Below are 21,842 nucleotides of genomic sequence, written 5' to 3'. Positions count from 1 at the left end.
GGTGCGAAGCGCCCCCTCGATTTGCGTCTCAGCACAAATAGCTGGGGCCGCTCTGCGGCCCGATCGCGACACAAGGCCGCTCCTACACGGAGACCGCGCAGCACATTGGTAATCCGCCGCAACATGGCATTTTTGACATCTGCCCCCCACTGCTTCAGAGTTCGCGCTTTTTTCTGTCGCAATGAGGTAAGCCAACCATGAATGCAGTGATCGCCGCGGTCGGCATCATGCTGATACTCAGCCTGTCCCGCGTGCACGTGGTCATCGCCCTGATCATCGGCGCGCTGGTCGGTGGACTGGTCGGTGGCCTGGGCATCGAAGGCACGCTCAAGGCCTTCAACGGCGGCCTGGGTGGCGGGGCTACGGTGGCGTTGTCCTACGCACTGCTCGGCGCCTTTGCCGTGGCCATCGCCAAGTCCGGGCTGGCCCATGCCCTGGCCGACCGCGCCCTGGCCATGATCGACCGCCAGGGCCATGCCAACGGCGGCAAGGTCAAATGGCTGATGATCGGCCTGATGCTGGTGGTGGCCGTGTCGTCGCAGAACATCCTGCCCATCCACATTGCCTTCATCCCGCTGCTGGTGCCGCCGCTGCTGTACGTGCTGACCCGTCTGCGTATTGACCGCCGGCTGATCGCCTGTGTGATCACCTTCGGCCTGATCACCCCGTACATGTTCCTGCCGGTGGGCTTTGGCAACATCTTCCTCAACGAGATCCTGTTGGCCAACGTTGCCCGCGCGGGTGTCGACGTGAGCGGGGTCAACGTCACCCACGCCATGGCCATTCCGGCTGCCGGCATGCTCGTCGGGCTGTTGCTGGCCGTGTTCATCAGCTACCGCAAGAAACGTGACTACGACCTGGCGCGCATCGAACAGGTGGAGCAGGTGAGCGTGCAGTACAACCCGCTGACCCTGATGGTGGCCGGGCTGGCAATTGCTGCCGCCTTCATCGTCCAGTTGCTGCTGGACTCGATGATCATCGGCGCCATGGTCGGCTTCCTGATCTTCTCGTTGTCGGGCATCGTCAAGTGGAAGGACACCGACGACCTGTTCACCGAAGGCATGAAAATGATGGCCATGATCGGCTTCATCATGATTGCCGCGTCCGGTTTTGCCGACGTGATGAAAGCCACCGGTGAAGTGAAGAGCCTGGTGGAAACCTCGGCGCAGTGGATCAACCACAGCAAGGGCATCGGTGCCTTGCTGATGCTGCTGGTGGGGCTGCTGGTGACCATGGGCATCGGCTCGTCGTTTTCCACCGTGCCGATCCTGGCCGCGATCTTCGTGCCCCTGTGCGTGCAACTGGGCTTCGACCCGCTGGCCACCGTGTGCATCGTCGGCACTGCCGGCGCCTTGGGGGATGCGGGGTCGCCAGCTTCGGACTCGACCCTGGGCCCGACCTCGGGCCTGAACGTGGATGGCCAGCACCACCACATCTGGGACACCGTGGTACCGACGTTCATCCATTACAACCTGCCGCTGCTGGCGTTCGGCTGGCTGGCGGCGATGACCTTGTAGGGCGGGGAGGGCGTCAGCCCTTGTCGGGCGGCGGCGAGATGCGGTTGAGCACGGTGCTGCCGTCCTTGCTGCGGGTCAGGTAGACCGGCAGCACCTTGGGCAGGTTGTTGACCAGGCGCCCCACTTCACGGGTGTTGTAGATGCCGCTGATGCGAATGCGCCCGGTGCTGGCATCGGCCAGCAGCAAGGGCGCGTCGAGGTAGCGGTTGATCACCGGCAACGCCTGTTCCAGGCTCAGGTTGTCGAGCACCAGCTTGCCGTTGCGCCACGCCAGGCTGTTACCGTAGTCGTCGCTTTGCTCAAGCTGTGGCTCGAAGTCACCTTTGTGGTAGCTGGCCTGCATGCCAGGGCCAAGGCGGTAGCCGCCGGCGCTGCCATCGCTGGACACCAGTACCGAGCCTTCCACCAGGGTGACTTTGACCTGGTCCTGATACTTCCACACGTTGAACTGGGTGCCGGTCACGCGCGTCTGGCCGCGGCCGGCATGCACGATGAACGGGTGGCTGCTGTCGTGCTGGACCTTGAAGAACGCCTCGCCACGCTTGAGCGTGACCTGGCGCTGGTCCTTGTAGTTGAGGTAGGTAAGCTCGGTATTGAGGTTGAGCTGTACTGTGCTGCCGTCGCTCAGCTCCACCGTTTGCATGCGGTCGCCGGCTTCGAAGTGCTGGTAGTGGTTGGGCAACCAGCCTTGTTCCCAGCCCACCCAGCCGGCCAGCGGCAGCACCGCCAGGGCGATGGCGGCGGCCGACGCCAGCGGCCGCCAGTTACGCGGGCGCGTGGTTTGCTTGGCCGGAGGGTTGAAGTCGATGACCGTGGCCGTGCGCGGCAGCAGGTCGGCGGTTTGCCAGATTTCCAGCATCGCCTGGTATTCCTCGGCATGCCGCGGGTCGGCCGCCAGCCAGCGGGCGAATGCCTCACGCTCGGCTGCCGTGCAATCTTCGGCATGCAGGCGCATGCACCAGTGCGCGGCGGCGTCGGTGATGGCATCGTCTGGGCTGGGATTGAGGCGGTCGTGGTTCATTGCGGCTCCGGGTTTTGCGCATTCTACCCTTGCAGAAGGGCCCCCGAGAACCGGCGTAATGGCGAATGACTATCAGTTGTGCCGGTTTTTCGTCGGATTTGCAACGGTTTTTCGGCGTTTGAGAACCTTTCGCGCGCGCATTTACAGGCTGTAATCGTTGGGGCTGCTTTGCAGCCCATCGCGACACAAGGCCGCTCCTACAGGGAATCGCGTTCCCCTGTAGGAGCGGCCTTGTGTCGCGATGGGGCGCAAAGCGCCCCCGAGGGGCCATCAGAATTGCGCCGCATCCATACCATAAAGGCTGCCACTACCCGCCCGGATACTGGCCTCCAGCCCCAACCCCCGCGGCAACACCCGCTGGAAGAAGAACTCTGCACACGCCAGCTTCGCTCCGTAAAACGCCGCATCTTCATCACGCCTGCCCAGCGCCACCGCGGCCATCCGCGCCCACATATAGGCATACGCCGTCAGCCCGAACAGCTGCAGGTACTCCACCGCCACCGCACTGACCAGGTTGGCGTCTTCAGCCGCTAGCGCCCGCAGCCAGGCGCTGGTCGCCTCCAGCCGCGCCAGGCTGGCCTGCAAGGCCTCGCGGTGCAGCGGTGCGTCCACGCTGAACGCCCGCACTTGGGCAGCAAAGCTGGCCAGCGCCTGGCCGCCGTCGGCCAGCACCTTGCGCCCGAGCAGGTCAAGGGCCTGGATGCCATTGGTGCCTTCATAGATCTGCGCAATGCGCACATCACGCACCCGTTGCTCCTGGCCCCATTCACGAATGTAGCCATGGCCGCCGTACACCTGCTGGCCGAGCACGCAGCTTTCCAGGCCATTGTCGGTGAAGAACGCCTTGGCCACCGGGGTCAGCAGCGCCACCAGGCGCTGGGCGTGCTCGCGCTCACCGGCGTCTTCGGCATAGCGCGCCAGGTCCAGCTGCTGGCCGACGTAGGCGGCAAACGCCCGGCCACCTTCGGTGAGGGTGCGCATGGTCAGCAGCATGCGCCGCACATCGCCGTGGTGGATGATCGGGTCGGCAGCCTTGTCCTGTGCCTGTGGGCCATTGGCGGCGCGGCTTTGCAGGCGCTCGTTGGCGTAACGGGCGGCGCTCTGGTAGGAAGCTTCGGCGCAGCCGATGCCCTGGATGCCAATGGACAGGCGCTCGTAGTTCATCATGGTGAACATCGCTGCCAGGCCTTTGTTGGGCTCGCCGACCAGGTAACCGATGGCACCGTCGAAGTTCATCACACAGGTGGCCGAGGCTTTGATGCCCATCTTGTGCTCGATCGAACCGCAATGGGCGGCGTTGCGTGCGCCCAGGCGGCCGTCGGTCTCGACCAGGTACTTGGGCACCAGAAACAGCGAGATGCCTTTGGCGCCGGCAGGCGCATCCGGCAGTTTGGCCAGCACCAGGTGGACGATGTTCTCGGTCAGGTCCTGTTCGCCGCCGGTAATGAAGATCTTGCTGCCACTGATGCGGTAACTGCCATCGGCCTGGGGTTCGGCACGGCTGCGGATCAGCCCCAGGTCGGTACCGGCCTGGGGTTCGGTCAGGCACATGGTGCCGGCCCAGCGGCCCTCGTACAGTGGCGGCAGGTAAGTGGCCTTGAGTGCCTCGCTGGCATGGGCGTCGATTGCCAGGCAACTGCCGGCGCTCAGTGCCGAATACAGGCTGAAGCTGCAGTCGGCGGCGTAGAGCATTTCTTCGAACAGCACGCCGAGCATCTTCGGCATGCCCATGCCGCCATGTTCGGGGTTGCCGCCCAGGCCGACCCAGCCGCCTTCGCGGTAAGTGTGCCAGGCCTCGCGGAAGCCGTCGGGGGTGGTGACTGAGCCTGCGTCGAAGTGCACGCCTTGTTCGTCACCGTTGCGGCTGAGTGGGGCGATCAGCTGGGCGGTGACCTTGGCTGCTTCTTCGAGGATGGCGTCGGCGGTGTCGGCGTCGATGCGCTCGGCCAGGGCGGGCAGGCGGGCCCACAGGGCCGGGGCGTTGAAGACGTCGTGCAGGATGAAGCGCATGTCGCGCAGGGGGGCGTTATAAGTGGTCATCGGTGGCTCTGGAAAAGTGGGAAATCTGGGCTGGCCTCTTCGCGGGTAAACCCGCTCCCACAGGGATCGCACCAAATTTGAACCCGATGCTGTACCTGTGGGAGCGGGTTTACCCGCGAAAGGGCCGCTACAGGATCAGAGGGCTTTGGCCCGATCGCGCAACACGTACTTCTGGATCTTGCCGGTCGAGGTCTTGGGCAGCTCGCCAAACACCACGGTCTTCGGCACCTTGAACCCGGCCAGGTGCTCGCGGCACCACCCGGTGAGGTCGGCCTCGCGGGTGTCTTCCCGGCCAGGTTTCAGGGCAATGAAGGCGCACGGGGTTTCCCCCCATTTCTCGTCCGGGCGCGCCACCACGGCGGCTTCAAGTACTGCCGGGTGCTTGTACAGGGCGTCCTCGACCTCGATGGTGGAAATGTTCTCGCCACCGGAAATGATGATGTCCTTGAGCCGGTCCTTGATTTCGACATAACCGTCGGCATGCCACACCGCCAGGTCACCGGTATGGAACCAGCCGCCACGGAAGGCTTCGGCGGTAGCTTCGGGGTTTTTCAGGTAGCCCTTCATCACCGTGTTGCCGCGCATGAAGATCTCGCCCAGGGTATTGCCGTCGCGTGGCACCGGCTCGAGGGTTTGCGGGTCGGCGACCATCAGGCCGTCCAGGGTCGGGTAGCGCACACCCTGGCGCGACTTGATCCGCGCGCGCTCTTCCAGCGTCAACTCGTCCCATTCATCGTGCCAGGCGCACACGGTTACCGGGCCGTAGACTTCGGTCAGGCCATAGGTATGGGTAACCGTGATGCCCATTTCCTCCACGGCGCCAATCACCTTGGCCGGTGGCGCAGCGCCGGCGACCATGGCCTGCACCGGGTGCTCGATGGCCGCCTTGGCTGCCTCGGGCATGTTGACCAGGGCGTTTAGCACGATCGGCGCGCCGCACAGGTGGCTGACCCGGTGTTCACGGATCAGGGTCAGGATTTTCTGCGGGTCGACCCGCCGCAGGAACACATGGGTACCGGCCAGGGCGGTGATGGTCCAGGGGTAGCACCAGCCGTTGCAGTGAAACATCGGCAAGGTCCACAGGTACACCGGGCGGTGGCCCATGGCCCAGGTCATCTGGTTGCCCAAGGCGTTCAGGTAGGCGCCGCGGTGGTGGTAGACCACCCCCTTGGGGTTGCCGGTGGTGCCGGAGGTGTAGTTCAGCGAAATCGCCTGCCACTCGTCATCCGGCCATTCCCAGACAAATTCCGGGTCGCCTTCGGCAAGCAGGGCCTCATAGTCCAGTTCGCTGACCGCACGGCCTTCGCCGTACTCCGGGTCATCCACATCGACCACCAGCGGCGGGTGTTCGAGCAGCGCCAGGGCGGCCTCGATGACCGCGTGGAACTCACGGTCGGTGATCAGCACCTTGGCCTCGCCATGCTGCAGCATGAAGGCGATGGCCTCGGCGTCCAGGCGAACGTTGAGGGTATTGAGCACGGCACCGGTCATGGGCACGCCGAAGTGGGCTTCGAGCATGGCCGGGGTGTTGGGCAGCATCACTGCTACGGTGTCGCCACGGCCAATGCCGCGGCCAACCAGGGCGCTGGCCAGGCGTCGGCAGCGTTGGTAGGTTTGCTGCCAGTTGCGGCGGATGGCGCCGTGGATGACCGCCGGGTAGTTGCCGTACACGGCAGCGGTGCGTTCGATGAAACTCAGCGGGGTAAGGGCGACATGGTTGACGGCAGCGGGCATCAGGCCCTGGGCATAGATCGACATGCGGTAATCCTGTTAGGGAGGCAGGCGCAACCTGTGCTGCCTGGCCCCCGATGGCTGATTGTTAGCTCTGTTCAGGGTGCAGGGACGCGGACGGTGGGCCGCTCCCTCTGTCGCAGTTTTACGCGATTCGTTATGGTAGTAGGAATATCGACTATAGCAATATAGTAAAACTACTATAAGAAGAGCCATCTGCCGTGGAAATGACCGTTTCCCCCTTGCTCGCCAAGGACCCACAGCCCAGCCTGCTGCTGGCCGGCGATGCCCGCCCGCTGGCCCTCAACCCGGCATTGCAGGCCTGGGTCGCCGAGGGGCCGACGCTGGCCGCCTGGCTGCCGGCCAACTGCGCGGCGCTGGTACGTGCCTGCCTGCGCCAGCAACGGGCAATCAGCGACGTGGAAGTACAGGTTGGCGAGCGCATCGTGTTGTGGACCTTCATGCCGGACGACCAGGGCCAGCACGTGCTGGGCCGCTGCCGTGATGCCAGCGAAGAGCGCCAAGGTGCACGTGAAGCCAGCCGCGCCCGGCGCCTGTACCGGCTGATCATCGAAAACACCACCGACCTGATCTCGCGGCACAGCCCCGATGGCCGCTTTCTCGATGCCTCGCCGGCCGCCTACCGCCTGCTGGGGCTATGGCCCGAGCAATTGCGTGGCATGCCGGTGCACAGCCTGCTGCACCCGCGCGAGCGGCGCCAGGTACTGCGCCAGGCGGCCGCGGCACTGGACCAGGACGGTTACCACACCATGACCTGTCGGGTGCGCCAGGCCACTGGCGGCTACCGCTGGTTCGAAATTGCCAGCCGGGCGATCCGCGAGACCTACACCGGCGCGGTGGTGGAGGTGGTCAGCGTGTCCCGCGACATCACCTTGCGCATCGAAGCCCAGGAAAGCCTGGCCCACAGCGCGCGCCTGGCCACCTTGGGCGAACTGGCCTCGGGCATTGCCCATGAAATCAACCAGCCACTGGCAGCCGTGGTCAACTACGCCAACGCCAGCCAGCGCTACCTGCACAGCCTGGAGCGCGACCCGCAGGCCCGCGAACGGGTTGGCCAGGGCCTGCAGCGCATCAGCGAGCAGGCCACCCATGCCGCCGAAGTGATCCGCCGTCTGCGCGCCTTCCTGCGCAAGGGGCCACGCCGCCTGCAGGCGCTGGACGTGGCCGAGGTGGCCGGCGAAGCCATGCGCCTGTGTGCCTGGGAGGCTGCGCGTGACCAGGTGCAGGTCGAGTTGCGCATGAGCGCGCAACTGCCTTGGGTGTATGCCGATCGGGTGTTGCTGGAACAGGTGCTGCTCAACTTGCTGCGCAACGCCATCGATGCCAACCGCGAGCAGCATGGCGAGCGGCCGTCACGTATCCTGCTCGGCGCTGTGCGTGATGACGCTGGCGTACTGGTCGAGGTAACCGACCAGGGGCCGGGTGTGGCGCCCGAGCGCCTGGATGGAATCTTCACACCGTTCACCACCAGCAAGGCCGACGGCCTGGGCCTGGGCTTGAGCATGAGCCGCAGCCTGATCGAAGGTTTTGGCGGCAGCCTGTGGGCGCGGGCGGGTGATGACGGTGGTCTGGTACTGTGCTGCCGGTTGGCGGTCAGCAGGGGATAAGGGGAAGCTGCGGTGCAAGCGAAAGTGTATGTGGTCGATGACGACCAGGGGATGCGCGACTCGACGGTCTGGCTGCTGCAGTCGGTGGGCCTGCAGGCCTTGCCGTTTGCCACCGGGCAAGCATTTCTCGATGCTTGTGTCGATGACGGGCCTGCCTGTGTGCTGCTGGATGTGCGCATGCCGGGGCTGGGCGGGTTGGCCGTGCAGCAAGCGATGCGCGAGCGCGGCCTGACGCTGCCGGTGATCTTTGTCAGCGGCCATGCCGATGTGCCGATCGTGGTACGGGCGTTCAAGGCCGGTGCCTGCGACTTTATCGAAAAGCCCTACAACGACCAGTTGCTGCTCGACAGCGTGCAAGCGGCGCTGGAACACGCCGGGCGGGCCCGACAGGGGGATCAGGCGCAGGCATTGGTACAGGCGCGCATCGACGGCCTGACGCCGCGTGAGCGGGATGTGTTCGTGCCGTTGGCCCAGGGTTTGAGCAACCGCGAGATTGCCGAGCGGCTGGGTATCAGCGTGAAAACCGTCGACCTGTACCGCGGGCGGGTGATGAAGCGGCTGCAGGCCACCAGCCTGGCGGAGCTGGTGGGCATGGCCATTGCCTGCGGGGCGGTCGAGGCGTTGGGCCTGCGAGCCCTGTAATTGCAACGTGTGCGTGTCATGGGGTAAGCACGGGCTTGCTCAATTTCGCGCACAGGGGAAATGAACGGCCTGGGCAGTGATGTGTTCATTTGTCCCAGGTTTCAGGGCAGCCCGTGCAGCCCTCCATGTTGGCCTCCTGAAAATTCCCATAGTGTTGCCGTGCCCCGCGCAAGTCGGCGCGTGCCAGGTTGCTCTGGCCGAACTTGGCCTCCTGCAGGTTGGCATCGCCCAGGTTGGCCCCTTGCAGGTCGGCCTTGCTCAGCCAGGCCATTTCCAGGTCCGCCGCCTGCAGGTTGGCCTGCTGCAGCTTGGCCCCGGACAACCGGGCGAACTGCAGGTAGGCCGCGCTGAGGTCGGCTTTTTCGAACTGCGCCCCCTGGGCGAACAAGCCCCAACCCTGGATGGCCACCAGGCGGCTATGGCTCAGGTCGGCCAGGCGCAAGTTGCTTTGCTGCAGGCTGGCGCGGGTCAGGTTGGCGCCTTGCAGGCGGGCTTTTTCCAGGTTGGCCAGGTCCAGCTGGGCGTGGCGCAGGTCGGCATCGCGCAGGTCGGCGCCGGCCAGGTTCATCTTGCGCAGGTCCTGGTTGGCCAGGTTGGCGCCGCGCAGGTTGGCCCCCGGGCACTGGCTGGCTTCGGCAATGATGCAGTCGTTGATGATCAGGGGAGTATCGTTGCCATCGTCATCCGTATTTGCCGCCAGGGCCGGGGTGAGTACCAGGAGCAGGGCGAAGGGCAGGTAGTTCATCGCGAAAGGCTCTCGACAGGAAAAGGGCAAAACGGGGAGGGGCACAGGCCGCTCCCCGCTGCAGGTCACCGCTGTGCGGTCTTGTTGTCCCAGCTCGGGATCTTGAACACCCAGAACGAACCACCCTGGGCTACCGGCTTGGTCAGTTCGGCCATGTCGCCACCCCACAGCGGCACCGCGCCGCCGTAGCCGACGGTGACGCCGATGTACTGTTCGCCGTCCTGTTCCCAGGTAATCGGCGGCGAAACGATGCCGCTGCCGGTCTGGAACTTCCACAGCTCCTTGCCCGTCTTGGCGTCGAAGGCCTTGAAGAAGCCATCGCCGGTGCCGGTGAACACCAGGTTGCCTTTGGTTGCCAGCACGCCAGCCCACAGCGGCAGGTGCTCCTTGTGTTCCCACACCAGCTTGCCGGTGGTCGGGTTCATGGCGCGCAGGGTGCCGACGTGGTCGTCGTACATGCGCTTGATGCGGAAGCCCATGCCCAGGTAGGCCGAGCCTTTCTTGTAGTTCACTTCCTCGGTCCAGTACTCCTCCTTCCACTGGTTGCCGGGGATGTAGAACAGGCCGGTGTCCTGGCTGTAGGCCATGGGGTTCCAGTTCTTGCCCCCGAGGAACGGCGGCGACACCTCGACCGGCTTGCCCTTGGTTTCACCCGGTAGCGGCTTGGCCGGGCGCTGGCCGGGGTTTTCCACCGGGCGCCCGGTCTTCAGGTCGATATGGCTGGCCCAGGTGATGTTGTCGACGAAGGGGAAGGCGTTCTGCAGCTTGCCGTTGTTGCGGTCGACCACGTAGAAGAAGCCGTTGCGGTCGGCGTGGCCGGTGGCCTTGACCACCTTGCCGTCCTTGTCCTTGTAGTCGAACAGCACCAGCTCGTTGTTGCCGGAGAAGTCCCAGGCATCGTTGGGGGTGTGCTGGTAGAACCATTTGACTTCGCCGGTACTCGGGTCGACGCCGACCTGGCCGGAGGTGTACAGGCTGTCGAAGTCATGCGGGTTGCCGTCTTTGGAGGTGCGCGCCCAGGTGTTCCACGGGCCTGGGTTGCCAGCACCGACAATGATGGTGTTGGTCTCGGGGTCGAAGCTGGCGCTCTGCCAAGGGGCGCCGCCGCCGTGGCTCCAGGCTTCGACCTTGCCGGTTTCGGTGGTCGGGTCGTCCGGCCAGGAGGGGGCCTTGACGTCGCCGGTCGGGGTGCTGTCCTTGCCGTTCAGGCGGCCCATGTGGCCTTCGACAAAGGGCCGCATCCACACTTCTTCGCCGGTGTCCGGGTCGCGCGCGAACAACTGGCCGACCACGCCGAACTCATCACCTGAGCTGCCGTGGATCAGCAGTACCTTGCCACTGGTCTTGTCCTTGATCAGCACGGGGGCGCCGGTCATGGTGTAGCCGGCGCTGTGGTCGCCGAACTTCTTGTTCCACACCACCTTGCCGGTGTGCTTGTCGAGGGCGATGAGCCGCGCATCGAGGGTGCCGAAGTAGATCTTGTCGCCATAGATGGCCGCGCCACGGTTGACCACGTCACAGCACGGGCGAATGTTGTCGGGCAGGCGGTGGTTGTAGGTCCACAGGCGCTTGCCGGTCTTGGCATCAAGGGCGAACACCCGCGAGTACGAGCCGGTGACATAGACCACGCCATCGCTGACGATGGCCTGCGATTCCTGGCCGCGCTGCTTCTCGTCGCCAAACGAGTACGACCAGGCCGGGGTCAGCTTGAACACGTTCTTGTCATTGACCTGGGCCAGCGGGCTCCAGCGCTGGGCATTGGTGCCCATGCCGTACTGCAGCACGTCGTTGGTGGTGAGGTGGTCGTTGGCAATGTCTTCCCAGGTGACGTTCTTGCCGGCAGGTGCCGCAGGTGTGGTGGCCGCTGTTGCCACGCTGCCCAGGGCCAGGCTACCGGCCATCAGCAGCACGCGCACGCTCAGGGCCAGAGGGGAAAGGGCGGGTAGCGATCTTATTGTCATGGTTGCAGTTCCCAGTGGAGGTTTTGGCCTGCACAGGGTGGGCTGCAGCGGCGGTTGCGGGATACGGAAAAAGTCCCGCCCTTGCCGGGAAGAGTTCCCGGCCGGCACCTCATTTGGCCCTTCGCCACAAGCCCTACTACCAAGGGAGTAAGGCCCGGCCACCAAAGCAGCATTCGGCCGCCTGCGGGGTGTTTTTAAGATGGCGGCACGGCCTCTGTGGTTGAGGCTTTGCGTGCAATGGTGAGGGCATAACAATGACAACAAAACGCAATGTGTTGCTTGCTGCAGGTCTGCTGGCCGGGGCTGTGTTGACCGGCACGGCCTGGGCCCATGGCAACGTGGTCCCGCAGGCTGTGGAGACCAAGGGCCTGACCCCGATCAAGGACGCTGGCGTGAGCCTGGACGGTGACGGCTGGGCGGCGGTCAACCCTTACCGCAGTTCGCCTGAGCACGACAAGGCGGTGGAAATCGGCGCCTCGGCCTACAACCAGAATTGCGCGGCCTGCCACGGCCTGGAAGCCAAGTCGGGCGGCATTGCCCCCGACCTGCGCATGCTCGATGAAGGCGACGCTGGTGATGAATGGTTCGTCGAACGCGTGCGCCATGGTGCAGTGCGCGACGGCCGCGTGTACATGCCGAAAATGGCCGACTACCTGAGCCAGGAAGCCCTGTGGGCGGTACGCACTTATCTGGACAGCGTACACGTCGAGGAGTAACGAGCATGCGTCTGTGGGCGGTGCTGTTGAGTAGCCTGCTGCTGTGCTGCGCAGCGGCCCAGGCGCAGGTGCGCAACTACGACACGATCATCACCGCCGGCGAGCTGAAGGTGGCGGTGTACAAGGACTTTGCGCCTTACAGCTTCCAGGACCATGGCCAGCCGCGTGGCGTTGATGTGGAATTGGCGCAGGCGTTGGCCGAAGCCATGGGCGTACGCCTGCAACTGATCTGGGCGCCGCCCGGGGAAAAGCTTGACGACGACCTGCGCGACTACATCTGGCGTGGTAGCCCGCTGCGTCATCAGCAGTTGGCCGACCTGATGATGCGGGTGCCGTACGACCACGCTTACGCCCAGAAGCGCAACGAACTGGGTGAGCTGGAAAACGCCCAGGTGGTGATGTTCGGCCCTTATCAGCAAGAGCGCTGGCAAGTGGCCTATGACCGTCGCCGGCTGGCTTCGGTGGCCAGTGTCGCGGTGTTCCAGCAGCACCCGATCGGCGTCGAGGTGCACAGCGTGCCGTCGTTCTACCTGACCTCGGTGTTCAACGGCATGCTCAGCGCCAGCACCCAGCATTACCCCAGCGTGCAGCAGGCGTTTGCGGCCATGCAGGCTGGCCAGGTGGACGCGGTGATGGCGATGCGCGGCGAAGTCGACTGGCAACTGCACCAGGCCGCCAACCCGCAATGGGCGTTGGCGGAGAACGCCTACCCGAACCTTGGCAAGCAAGCCTGGGAGATCGGCATGGCGGTGCATGAAAGCAACCGGCAGCTGGCGTATGCGGTGGAAGAGGCGCTGGAGGGGCTGATCCGGGATGGGCGGATGAAGGCGATCTATGGCCATTACGGCCTGCGCTATCAGGTTCCGGAAATGTACCAATAGCTGATCCGGCAGGCCTTGATGCCAAATGGGCGACCCAATTCCCTGTGGGAGCGGGTTCACCCGCGAAGAATGCGACACGGTGTATGGCACCGGCTTTGCCGGTGTTCGCGGCTAAAGCCGCTCCCACAGGGGGCCAGGCAAGGCTGAAAGCCATTGGTTGATCCATGGGGGCGGATCATGAACCTGAAAGCAACTGTCCTGCTGGCCTGCTGGCTACCCTGGGCCGCCATGGCCAGCGAGCCAAGTGCCAACAACGACCCGGTACCCTCGGTAATGTGGGACTTCTACCACAAGCAGCTGCTGGGCCAGGCACCCTTCGTCTTCGATGACCGGGTCAAGCTGCTGGCGCCGCCGTTTGCCGAGGATGCCCGCCAGGTGCCGCTGGAGATCGATGCCCGGGCATTCACCGGTGAGGTGGTGCGTATCATCGCCTGGGCCGAACTCAACCCGCTGCCACGCATTGTCGACTTCCAGCCCGGCGAGCGCGTGCTGCCCTGGCTGTCGATCCGCATCCGCATCGAGCAGGCCACGCCCCTGCGTGCCGCCGTGCTCACCCGCGACGGCCTCTGGCATGTCGGTTCGACCTTGATCGACGCTGCCGGTGGCGGCTGTACCGCGCCCAGCGTGGTGCGCACCCAGCCTGGCTGGGAAGAGCACCTTGGCGAGGTGTTGGGTGGGCGCTACCCGCGTGGCGACAGCAGCCGTTTGCGCCTGCAGGTAGCCCACCCGATGGACAACGGCCTGGTCAGCGGCATTCCCGAATTCTTCCTCAACCATGCCGAACTGCAAGGCGCCGACGGCCAGCGCCTGGCCAGCCTGGAGCTGTACCCGGCCGTCAGCGAAAACCCCAACCTGGGCTTTGATATCCAGGGCGCCGCGCCAACCCGGCTGCTGTTACAGGACAACAGCGGCAACCAGTTCGAGGCGGCGGTGCCCTGAGCGCCTTGCCTGACTTTCCCTGACCCGAGGCGCCTGTCATGCGTTGGATCCTGCTGTTGTTGCTGTGCCTGGGGCTGCCGGCCCAGGCCGACCTGGAATACCGGCTCGCACCCAGGCAGATCGCCGAGGGCACCTGGCTGCTGGAAGGCAGCACCGACAATTTCGCCAAGGCCAATGGCGGCAATGTGGTCAACACGGCGTTCATCGTGACCGACAGCGGCGTGGTGGTGATCGACAGCGGGCCGTCGAAGCGTTATGGCGAGGCGCTGCGCCAGGCCATTGCCGCCATTACCGACAAACCGGTGCTGGAAGTGCTGCTGACCCATCACCACCCGGACCATGTGCTGGGCAACCAGGCTTTCGCCGATGTACCCATTGGCGCCTTGGCCGGTACCGCTGAGCTGCTGCGCCAGCAGGGCGATGCCATGGCCGAGAACATGTACCGCCTGGTCGGCGACTGGATGCGCGGCACCGAGGTGGTACTACCGACCCGGGTGCTGGAGCCGGGCGTGCATGAGGTAGGCGGGCACCGGCTGCGTTTGCTGGGGTTGGGCGGGCATACCGGTGCCGACCTGGCGATTTTCGATGAAAAGACGGGTGTGCTGTTCGCCGGTGACCTGGTGTTCTACCAACGCGCCCTGACCACGCCCAACAGCCCGGGGCTGGACGTTTGGCTCAACGACCTCGACACCTTGCAGGCGCTGCCCTGGAAGCAGCTGGTGCCAGGGCATGGCCCGGTGGCCAGCGATGCGCAGCCGTTTGTGCAGATGCGCGACTACCTGGGCTGGCTGGATGGCCTGATGCGTCAGGGCGCTGCGCGTGGCGATGACATGGCCGAGATGATCCGCAGCCCGATCCCCGCGCGGTTTGCCGACATCAGCCTGACCCGGTATGAGCTGATTCGCAGTGTCAGCCACTTGTATCCCCGCTACGAACGCCAACAACTCCAGCGCGTCGACATCAAGCCCTGACGCCGTCCCCTGTAGGAGCGGCCTTGCGTCGCGATGGGGCGCGCAGCGGCCCCAAAATCTGCGCATCATGCAAGATTGCCGGGGCCGCTTTGCGGCCCATCGCGACGCAAGGCCGCTCCTACAGAGGGCTGCGCAAGGCAGGTGCTACCAAGGAACTAGAAAACTCCGCACTCCTGGCAATTGTTGGCGAGCAGGCCGCGACCAAGAATTCTCGGCACACCGGGAAATTTTCCCGGACACAACAAAAAAACCAAAGGTAGCCGACATGACCCGATCCCCACGTCGTCCCGCGTTCGCTGTGAGCCTGGTGCTCAGCGCCATGCTGCTTGCCGGCGCGGCCCACGCCGCCGTCAGCAATGACGAAATCCTTCAGGACCCGAAGAACCCGCAGCAGATCGTGACCAACGGCCTGGGTGTGCAGGGCCAGCGCTACAGCCCGCTGGACATGCTCAACAGCAACAACGTCAAGGAGTTGCGCCCGGTCTGGGCATTCTCCTTCGGCGGTGAGAAGCAGCGCGGCCAGCAGGCCCAGCCGCTGATCAAAGACGGGGTGATGTACCTGACCGGCTCCTACTCGCGGGTGTTTGCCGTGGATGCGCGCACCGGCAAGAAGCTGTGGCAGTACGATGCCCGCCTGCCCGACGACATCCGCCCGTGCTGCGACGTGATCAACCGTGGCGTGGCGCTGTACGGCGACCTGGTGTTCTTCGGCACCCTCGACGCCAAACTGGTGGCACTGAACAAGGACACCGGCAAGGTGGTGTGGAGCAAGAAAGTCGCCGACCACAAGGAAGGCTACTCGATCAGCGCTGCGCCAATGATCGTCAATGGCAAGCTGATCACGGGTGTCGCTGGGGGCGAATTTGGCGTGGTGGGCAAAATCCAGGCCTACAACCCGGAGAACGGCGAGCTGCTGTGGATGCGGCCCACCGTCGAAGGGCACATGGGCTATGTGTACAAGGACGGCAAGGCCATCGAAAACGGCATTTCCGGTGGCGAAGCCGGCAAGACCTGGCCTGGCGACCTGTGGAAGACCGGCGGTGCAGCGCCGTGGCTGGGCGGCTACTACGACCCGGAAACCAACCTGATCCTGTTCGGCACCGGCAACCCGGCGCCATGGAACTCGCACCTGCGCCCGGGTGACAACCTGTATTCCTCGTCGCGCCTGGCGCTGAACCCGGACGACGGCACCATCAAGTGGCACTTCCAGAGCACGCCGCATGACGGCTGGGACTTCGACGGCGTCAACGAGCTGATCTCGTTCAACTACAAGGACGGCGGCAAGGAGGTCAAGGCGGCTGCCACTGCCGACCGCAACGGCTTCTTTTACGTGCTCGACCGCACCAACGGCAAGTTCATCCGTGGCTTCCCCTTCGTCGACAAGATCACCTGGGCCACCGGCCTGGACAAGGACGGCCGGCCTATCTACAACGAAGCCAGCCGCCCGGGCGCCCCGGGTAGCGAAGCCAAGGGCAGCTCGGTGTTCGTCGCCCCGGCCTTCCTCGGTGCCAAGAACTGGATGCCGATGGCCTACAACAAGGACACCGGGTTGTTCTACGTGCCGTCCAATGAGTGGGGCATGGACATCTGGAACGAAGGCATTGCCTACAAGAAGGGCGCAGCGTTCCTGGGTGCCGGTTTCACCATCAAGCCACTCAACGAAGACTACATCGGTGTACTGCGCGCCATCGACCCGGTCAGCGGCAAGGAAGTGTGGCGCCACAAGAACTACGCGCCGCTGTGGGGTGGGGTGCTGACCACCAAGGGCAACCTGGTATTTACCGGCACCCCGGAAGGCTACCTGCAGGCGTTCAACGCCAAGACCGGCGACAAGGTCTGGGAGTTCCAGACCGGCTCCGGCGTGCTCGGCTCGCCCGTTACCTGGGAAATGGACGGCGAGCAGTACGTTTCGGTGGTTTCCGGCTGGGGCGGCGCGGTACCGCTGTGGGGCGGTGAAGTGGCCAAGCGGGTCAAGGACTTCAACCAGGGCGGCATGCTCTGGACCTTCAAGCTGCCCAAGCAGTTGCAGCAAACCGCTAGCACCCAGCCGTAACGCCTGAACCCTGCCGCCAGCGCCCTGGCGACAAGCGGCCCTACTACCAAATGACGAGAGCCCCGCTGCCAACGATGCATTCGCCCGGCAGGCGGGGCTTTTTACCATCGGTCAATCGCCTGTCGCCGGACAGGCATCGACCCGCAGAGGCTCAGCATGATCTACGCACAACCCGGAACTCCAGGCGCCGTCGTGTCCTTCAAACCACGTTATGGCAACTTCATCAATGGCGAGTTCGTGGCGCCCCTGGCTGGCCAGTACTTCACCAACAGCTCGCCGGTCAATGGCCAGCCGATTGCCGAATTCCCCCGTTCCACCGCCCAGGACATCGAACGTGCGCTGGACGCCGCGCATGCCGCCGCTGATGCCTGGGGCAAGACCTCGGTGCAGGACCGTGCCCTGGTACTGCTGAAAATCGCCGACCGCATCGAGCAGAACCTGGAAGTGCTGGCGGTTACCGAAAGCTGGGACAACGGCAAGGCCGTGCGCGAAACCCTGAATGCCGACGTGCCGCTGGCGGCGGACCACTTCCGCTACTTTGCCGGGTGCATCCGCGCGCAGGAAGGCGGTGCCGCCGAGATCAACGAAGGCACCCTGGCCTATCACATGCATGAACCCCTGGGCGTGGTAGGGCAGATCATTCCGTGGAACTTCCCGTTGCTGATGGCGGCCTGGAAGCTGGCCCCGGCCCTGGCCGCCGGCAACTGCGTGGTACTCAAGCCGGCGGAGCAAACACCGCTGTCGATCACCGTGTTTGCCGAACTGATCGCCGACCTGTTGCCGGCAGGCGTGCTGAACATTGTCCAGGGCTTTGGCCGTGAGGCCGGCGAGGCGCTGGCCACCAGCAAACGTATCGCCAAGATCGCCTTCACCGGTTCCACCCCGGTGGGCTCGCACATAATGAAATGCGCGGCCGAGAACATCATCCCGTCCACCGTCGAGCTGGGCGGCAAGTCGCCGAACATTTTCTTCGAAGACATCATGCAGGCGGAGCCTGCGTTCATCGAGAAGGCTGCCGAAGGCCTGGTGCTGGCGTTCTTCAACCAGGGCGAAGTGTGCACCTGCCCGTCGCGGGCGCTAATCCAGGAATCGATCTACGAACCGTTCATGGCCGAGGTGATGAAGAAAATCGGCAAAATCACCCGCGGCAACCCGCTGGACACCGCGACCATGGTGGGTGCCCAGGCTTCGGAGCAGCAGTACGACAAGATCCTCTCGTACCTGCAAATTGCCAGGGAGGAGGGCGCACAGCTACTCACCGGCGGCGCCGCCGAGCGCCTGCAGGGTGACCTGGCCAGCGGTTATTACATCCAGCCGACCCTGCTCAAGGGGCACAACCAGATGCGGGTGTTCCAGGAAGAAATCTTCGGCCCGGTGGTGGGGGTGACCACGTTCAAGGACGAAGCCGAAGCCCTGGCGATTGCCAACGACAGCGAATTCGGCCTGGGTGCCGGCCTGTGGACCCGCGACATCAACCGTGCCTACCGCATGGGCCGCGGGATCAAGGCCGGGCGGGTATGGACCAACTGCTACCACCTGTACCCGGCGCATGCCGCGTTTGGCGGCTACAAGAAGTCGGGCGTGGGGCGTGAGACGCACAAGATGATGCTGGACCACTACCAGCAGACCAAGAACCTGCTGGTGAGCTACGACATCAATCCGTTGGGCTTCTTCTAAACCGCGTCGCCTTCTTCGCGGGTAAACCCGCTCCCACAGGTTGTTGCGCAGGGTTCAATATCTGCGTAATACCTGTGGGAGCGGGTTCACCCGCGAAGAGGCCGGCCCTGCGATAGACAAATCCACAGTGATTTGCTGCCCCCTACCAACGCCCCCCGCAAACTCGTTCCAAAGTAGCATTCGCCCCTGCCGTCCCCCATGCATTAATGCCTCTACCGGAATCGCCCGGCACAAGAAGAGGACTTGCCCTATGTGGACCAAACCCGCTTACACCGACCTGCGCATTGGCTTCGAAGTGACGATGTATTTCGCCAATCGCTGATGTCTGTCCGGCCATCCTTGCGGTGGCCGGGTCTTCAACCTGGATGCCGCTTTGGTCTGGTTGCTTTCGCGGCGGGATGCTTTACGCTGGCGGTTACCTTCCAGAACAATAAGAACAGGCTTCCCGATGAGCCAGAGTTTCAGCCCGCTTCGCAAGTTTGTATCGCCTGAAATCATCTTCGGTGCCGGCTGCCGGCACAATGTCGCCAATTACGCCAAAACCTTCGGAGCGCGCAAGGTGCTGGTGGTCAGCGACCCCGGTGTGATCGCCGCTGGCTGGGTGGCCGATGTGGAGGCCAGCCTGCAGGCCCAGGGCATCGATTACTGCCTGTACAGCGCCGTGTCACCCAACCCGCGGGTTGAGGAGGTGATGCTCGGTGCCGAGATCTACCGGCAAAACCACTGTGACGTAATCGTCGCCGTCGGTGGCGGTAGCCCGATGGATTGCGGCAAGGCCATCGGCATTGTGGTCGCCCACGGGCGCAGCATCCTCGAATTCGAAGGCGTGGACATGATCCGCGTGCCCAGCCCGCCGTTGATCCTGATCCCGACCACCGCCGGCACCTCGGCGGACGTGTCGCAGTTCGTGATCATCTCCAACCAGCAGGAGCGCATGAAGTTCTCCATCGTCAGCAAGGCGGTGGTGCCGGACGTGTCACTGATCGACCCGCAAACCACCCTGAGCATGGACCCGTTCCTGTCGGCCTGTACCGGCATCGATGCGCTGGTGCATGCCATCGAAGCCTTTGTTTCCACCGGCCACGGCCCGCTGACCGACCCCCATGCGCTGGAGGCCATGCGCCTGATCAATGGCAACCTGGTGGAGATGATCGCCAACCCCGGCGACATCGCCCTGCGCGAAAAGATCATGCTCGGCAGCATGCAGGCGGGGCTGGCCTTCTCCAACGCGATCCTGGGTGCGGTGCATGCCATGTCGCACAGCCTGGGCGGGTTCCTCGACCTGCCGCACGGCTTGTGCAACGCGGTGCTGGTGGAGCATGTGGTGGCGTTCAACTACAGCTCGGCACCGGAGCGTTTCAAGGTGATTGCCGAAGTGTTCGGCATCGACTGCCGTGGCCTCAACCACCGGCAGATCTGCGGGCGCCTGGTGGAGCACCTGATTGCCCTGAAGCACGCCATCGGCTTCCATGAAAGCCTGGGCCTGCACGGGGTGCGCACTTCCGATATCCCGTTCCTGTCGCAACATGCGATGGACGACCCGTGCATCCTCACCAACCCCCGCGCGTCGAGCCAGCGAGATGTCGAGGTGGTCTATGGCGAGGCCCTCTGACGAGCAGCAACGGGCGCTGGCCGGGCTACTGGGGCTGGGCGACCACTCGGCGCGCAAAAGCCACTACCCGGAGCTTTCTGCCCGCCTGGATGAACTGGAGGCCGAGCGCAACCGCTACAAATGGCTGTTTGAAAACGCTGTGCACGGAATTTTCCAGGCCAGCCTGCAGGACGGCATGCGTGCCGCCAACCCGGCGCTGGCGCGCATGCTGGGTTATGACGACCCGCAAGCCGTGCTGTTTTCCCTGACCGACCTGGCTACCCACTTGTTCGATGGCGGTGCCGATGAGCTGCAGGCGATTACTGCGATCCTGGCCCGTGAGCACAGCCTGCACGGCTATGAAACCCGCTTGCGGCGCAAGGACGGCAGCCACCTCGATGTGCTGATGAACCTGCTGCTCAAGCCCGGCCAGGAAGGGTTGGTGGAGGGGTTTGTTGCCGATATCACCGAGCGCAAGCAGGCCCAGCAGCGCCTGCAGCAGCTCAATGACGAACTGGAGCAACGGGTTGCTGCGCGTACTGATGAATTGCTTGAAGCGCGCGACGCCGCCGAAGCCGCCAACCGCAGCAAGGACAAGTACCTCGCTGCCGCCAGCCACGACCTGCTGCAACCACTGAATGCCGCGCGCCTGCTGATTTCGACTTTGCGCGAACGGCACTTGCCCGAGGCCGAACAGGTGTTGGTGGAGCGTACTCACCAGGCTTTGGAGGGTGCCGAGGACCTGCTGACCGACCTGCTGGACATCTCCCGCCTGGACCAGGCAGCGGTCAAACCGGACGTGGCCGTGTACCGCCTTGACGAACTGTTTGCGCCGCTGGTGTCGGAGTTCCGCTCGGTGGCCGATGCCGCTGGCTTGAAGCTGCACGCGCGCATCGCTGACTATGCGATCAGCACTGACCTGCGGTTGCTGACGCGGATCCTGCGCAACTTCCTCAGCAACGCCTGCCGTTACACCGACGAGGGTCGAGTCCTGTTGGGCGCGCGGCGTCGCGGCGACCACCTGCGCCTGGAAGTGTGGGATACCGGGCGGGGCATTGCACAAGACCGGTTGCAGGCCATCTTCCTGGAGTTCAACCAACTGGATGTTGGCCGCGCGGCGGATCGCAAGGGCGTGGGCCTGGGCCTGGCCATCGTCGAGCGGATCGCCAAGATTCTCGGCTACCGGATCGAAGTCCGCTCGTGGCCGGGGCGCGGTTCGATGTTCAGCATCCAGGTGCCGCTGGGCAAAGCGTTGCCGCTGCCCGTCCACCAGGCTGTGCCGCTGCCAAGTGCCGGCAACCCGCTGCCGGGCCGTCGCCTGCTGGTGCTGGACAACGAAGTGAGCATCCTCGAAAGCATGGGCGCGCTACTGGGGCAGTGGGGCTGCGAAGTGGTCACCGCAACCGACCAGGCGGGTGCCTTGCGGGCGCTGCAGGGTCGGGCACCGGAGCTGATCCTGGCGGACTTCCACCTGGATCATGGCGTGGTCGGCTGCGAGGTGGTGCGGCACTTGCGCCAGCATTTTGCTGCGGCCATTCCGGCGGTAATCATTACCGCCGACCGCAGTGACCAGTGCCGGCGTTCGTTGCAGGAACTGGGTGCGCCGCTGCTGAACAAACCGGTAAAACCGGGCAAATTGCGCGCAGTGTTGAGCCAGTTGCTGGGGTAACGCAGGTTCGCGCGGTCCCCTGTAGGAGCGGGGGGGGGGGGGGGGGGGGGGGGGGGGGGG

17 protein-coding genes are annotated in these 21,842 nt (G+C 64.6%); 12 read left to right on the top strand and 5 right to left on the bottom strand.

Going from position 1 to position 21,842, the window contains the following annotated elements; translation table 11 throughout:
• Positions 1–197: 197 nt before the first annotated feature.
• Positions 198–1,517: a Na+/H+ antiporter family protein gene (locus IAE39_RS18275; RefSeq protein ID WP_201205107.1), complete on the top strand. Its 1,320-nt coding sequence runs from the start codon at positions 198–200 to the stop codon at positions 1,515–1,517.
• A 13-nt stretch (positions 1,518–1,530) separates the two neighbouring features.
• On the opposite strand, the gene IAE39_RS18270 is transcribed toward IAE39_RS18275, so the two are convergent.
• The 3 genes from IAE39_RS18270 to IAE39_RS18260 form a co-directional block, all read right to left on the bottom strand.
• Complete coding sequence (locus IAE39_RS18270) at positions 1,531–2,538, bottom strand: FecR family protein (RefSeq protein ID WP_201205105.1); 1,008 nt, start codon at positions 2,536–2,538, stop codon at positions 1,531–1,533.
• Positions 2,539–2,808: 270 nt separating this feature from the next.
• Positions 2,809–4,578, bottom strand: a complete 1,770-nt coding sequence (locus IAE39_RS18265) for an acyl-CoA dehydrogenase C-terminal domain-containing protein (protein WP_201205103.1) — start codon at positions 4,576–4,578, stop codon at positions 2,809–2,811.
• A 135-nt stretch (positions 4,579–4,713) separates the two neighbouring features.
• On the bottom strand, positions 4,714–6,336 hold the full coding sequence (locus IAE39_RS18260) for an acyl-CoA synthetase (RefSeq protein WP_201205101.1): 1,623 nt from the start codon (positions 6,334–6,336) through the stop codon (positions 4,714–4,716).
• 200 nt (positions 6,337–6,536) lie between these two features.
• Here IAE39_RS18260 and IAE39_RS18255 point away from each other — a divergent pair, with 200 nt between their 5' ends.
• Positions 6,537–7,937 (top strand): ATP-binding protein, encoded by a 1,401-nt coding sequence (locus tag IAE39_RS18255; protein WP_236548681.1) that lies wholly within the window; start codon positions 6,537–6,539, stop codon positions 7,935–7,937.
• A 12-nt stretch (positions 7,938–7,949) separates the two neighbouring features.
• Entirely contained in the window at positions 7,950–8,579 is a 630-nt protein-coding gene (locus IAE39_RS18250) for a response regulator transcription factor (RefSeq protein WP_201205097.1), read from the top strand.
• A gap of 85 nt (positions 8,580–8,664) precedes the next feature.
• Here IAE39_RS18250 and IAE39_RS18245 read toward each other — a convergent pair whose 3' ends face one another.
• A complete protein-coding gene (locus tag IAE39_RS18245; RefSeq protein WP_201205096.1) occupies positions 8,665–9,324 on the bottom strand; it encodes a pentapeptide repeat-containing protein in 660 nt (219 codons plus the stop codon).
• Between the two features lie 65 nt (positions 9,325–9,389).
• Positions 9,390–11,285, bottom strand: a complete 1,896-nt coding sequence (exaA, locus tag IAE39_RS18240) for a quinoprotein ethanol dehydrogenase (RefSeq protein ID WP_201205094.1) — start codon at positions 11,283–11,285, stop codon at positions 9,390–9,392.
• Between the two features lie 254 nt (positions 11,286–11,539).
• Here exaA and pedF point away from each other — a divergent pair, with 254 nt between their 5' ends.
• The 9 genes from pedF to IAE39_RS18195 all read left to right on the top strand — a co-directional run bounded on the left by pedF (position 11,540) and on the right by IAE39_RS18195 (position 21,782).
• Positions 11,540–12,001, top strand: a complete 462-nt coding sequence (pedF, locus tag IAE39_RS18235; protein ID WP_201205092.1) for a cytochrome c-550 PedF — start codon at positions 11,540–11,542, stop codon at positions 11,999–12,001.
• A gap of 5 nt (positions 12,002–12,006) precedes the next feature.
• Complete coding sequence (locus tag IAE39_RS18230; RefSeq protein ID WP_201205090.1) at positions 12,007–12,882, top strand: substrate-binding periplasmic protein; 876 nt, start codon at positions 12,007–12,009, stop codon at positions 12,880–12,882.
• A 177-nt stretch (positions 12,883–13,059) separates the two neighbouring features.
• The gene (locus IAE39_RS18225; RefSeq protein ID WP_201205088.1) at positions 13,060–13,821 is read left to right on the top strand and encodes a quinoprotein dehydrogenase-associated SoxYZ-like carrier; all 762 of its coding nucleotides are present in this window, start codon (positions 13,060–13,062) and stop codon (positions 13,819–13,821) included.
• Between the two features lie 38 nt (positions 13,822–13,859).
• Entirely contained in the window at positions 13,860–14,792 is a 933-nt protein-coding gene (locus tag IAE39_RS18220; protein ID WP_201205086.1) for a quinoprotein relay system zinc metallohydrolase 1, read from the top strand.
• A gap of 265 nt (positions 14,793–15,057) precedes the next feature.
• Entirely contained in the window at positions 15,058–16,845 is a 1,788-nt protein-coding gene (gene pedH / locus IAE39_RS18215; protein WP_201205084.1) for a PQQ-dependent alcohol dehydrogenase PedH, read from the top strand.
• A 156-nt stretch (positions 16,846–17,001) separates the two neighbouring features.
• Positions 17,002–18,522, top strand: coding sequence for an acetaldehyde dehydrogenase ExaC (gene exaC / locus IAE39_RS18210; protein WP_201205082.1), 1,521 nt, complete (start codon positions 17,002–17,004; stop codon positions 18,520–18,522).
• Positions 18,523–18,772: 250 nt separating this feature from the next.
• Positions 18,773–18,844, top strand: coding sequence for a pyrroloquinoline quinone precursor peptide PqqA (pqqA, locus tag IAE39_RS18205; protein WP_003243383.1), 72 nt, complete (start codon positions 18,773–18,775; stop codon positions 18,842–18,844).
• 126 nt (positions 18,845–18,970) lie between these two features.
• Positions 18,971–20,134 carry an alcohol dehydrogenase-like regulatory protein ErcA gene (gene ercA / locus IAE39_RS18200; RefSeq protein ID WP_201205080.1) on the top strand — a complete coding sequence of 388 codons (1,164 nt, stop codon included), beginning with the start codon at positions 18,971–18,973 and terminating at the stop codon, positions 20,132–20,134.
• Positions 20,118–21,782, top strand: coding sequence for a PAS domain-containing hybrid sensor histidine kinase/response regulator (locus tag IAE39_RS18195; protein WP_201205079.1), 1,665 nt, complete (start codon positions 20,118–20,120; stop codon positions 21,780–21,782). The genes ercA and IAE39_RS18195 overlap by 17 nt, the downstream gene beginning before the upstream one ends.
• The last annotated feature ends 60 nt before the right edge of the window (positions 21,783–21,842 follow it).

Origin of the sequence: Pseudomonas sp. S37 (genome assembly GCF_016658545.1) — a bacterium.
Taxonomy (GTDB): domain Bacteria; phylum Pseudomonadota; class Gammaproteobacteria; order Pseudomonadales; family Pseudomonadaceae; genus Aquipseudomonas.
The sequence above is the reverse complement of the archived record's forward strand: the minus strand, read 5'-3'. Positions and strand labels throughout refer to the sequence as shown.

What these genes read in the sequence shown, in the direction of transcription:
- IAE39_RS18195 (WP_201205079.1), top strand. Translation starts at nt 20,118, where the DNA reads ATGGCGAGGCCCTCTGACGAGCAGCAACGGGCGCTGGCCGGGCTACTG.
- IAE39_RS18275 (WP_201205107.1), top strand. Translation starts at nt 198, where the DNA reads ATGAATGCAGTGATCGCCGCGGTCGGCATCATGCTGATACTCAGCCTG.
- pedH (WP_201205084.1), top strand. Translation starts at nt 15,058, where the DNA reads ATGACCCGATCCCCACGTCGTCCCGCGTTCGCTGTGAGCCTGGTGCTC.
- ercA (WP_201205080.1), top strand. Translation starts at nt 18,971, where the DNA reads ATGAGCCAGAGTTTCAGCCCGCTTCGCAAGTTTGTATCGCCTGAAATC.
- exaA (WP_201205094.1), bottom strand. Translation starts at nt 11,285, where the DNA reads ATGACAATAAGATCGCTACCCGCCCTTTCCCCTCTGGCCCTGAGCGTG.
- exaC (WP_201205082.1), top strand. Translation starts at nt 17,002, where the DNA reads ATGATCTACGCACAACCCGGAACTCCAGGCGCCGTCGTGTCCTTCAAA.
- IAE39_RS18270 (WP_201205105.1), bottom strand. Translation starts at nt 2,538, where the DNA reads ATGAACCACGACCGCCTCAATCCCAGCCCAGACGATGCCATCACCGAC.
- IAE39_RS18265 (WP_201205103.1), bottom strand. Translation starts at nt 4,578, where the DNA reads ATGACCACTTATAACGCCCCCCTGCGCGACATGCGCTTCATCCTGCAC.
- IAE39_RS18230 (WP_201205090.1), top strand. Translation starts at nt 12,007, where the DNA reads ATGCGTCTGTGGGCGGTGCTGTTGAGTAGCCTGCTGCTGTGCTGCGCA.
- IAE39_RS18245 (WP_201205096.1), bottom strand. Translation starts at nt 9,324, where the DNA reads ATGAACTACCTGCCCTTCGCCCTGCTCCTGGTACTCACCCCGGCCCTG.
- IAE39_RS18260 (WP_201205101.1), bottom strand. Translation starts at nt 6,336, where the DNA reads ATGTCGATCTATGCCCAGGGCCTGATGCCCGCTGCCGTCAACCATGTC.
- IAE39_RS18220 (WP_201205086.1), top strand. Translation starts at nt 13,860, where the DNA reads ATGCGTTGGATCCTGCTGTTGTTGCTGTGCCTGGGGCTGCCGGCCCAG.
- IAE39_RS18255 (WP_236548681.1), top strand. Translation starts at nt 6,537, where the DNA reads ATGACCGTTTCCCCCTTGCTCGCCAAGGACCCACAGCCCAGCCTGCTG.
- pedF (WP_201205092.1), top strand. Translation starts at nt 11,540, where the DNA reads ATGACAACAAAACGCAATGTGTTGCTTGCTGCAGGTCTGCTGGCCGGG.
- IAE39_RS18225 (WP_201205088.1), top strand. Translation starts at nt 13,060, where the DNA reads ATGAACCTGAAAGCAACTGTCCTGCTGGCCTGCTGGCTACCCTGGGCC.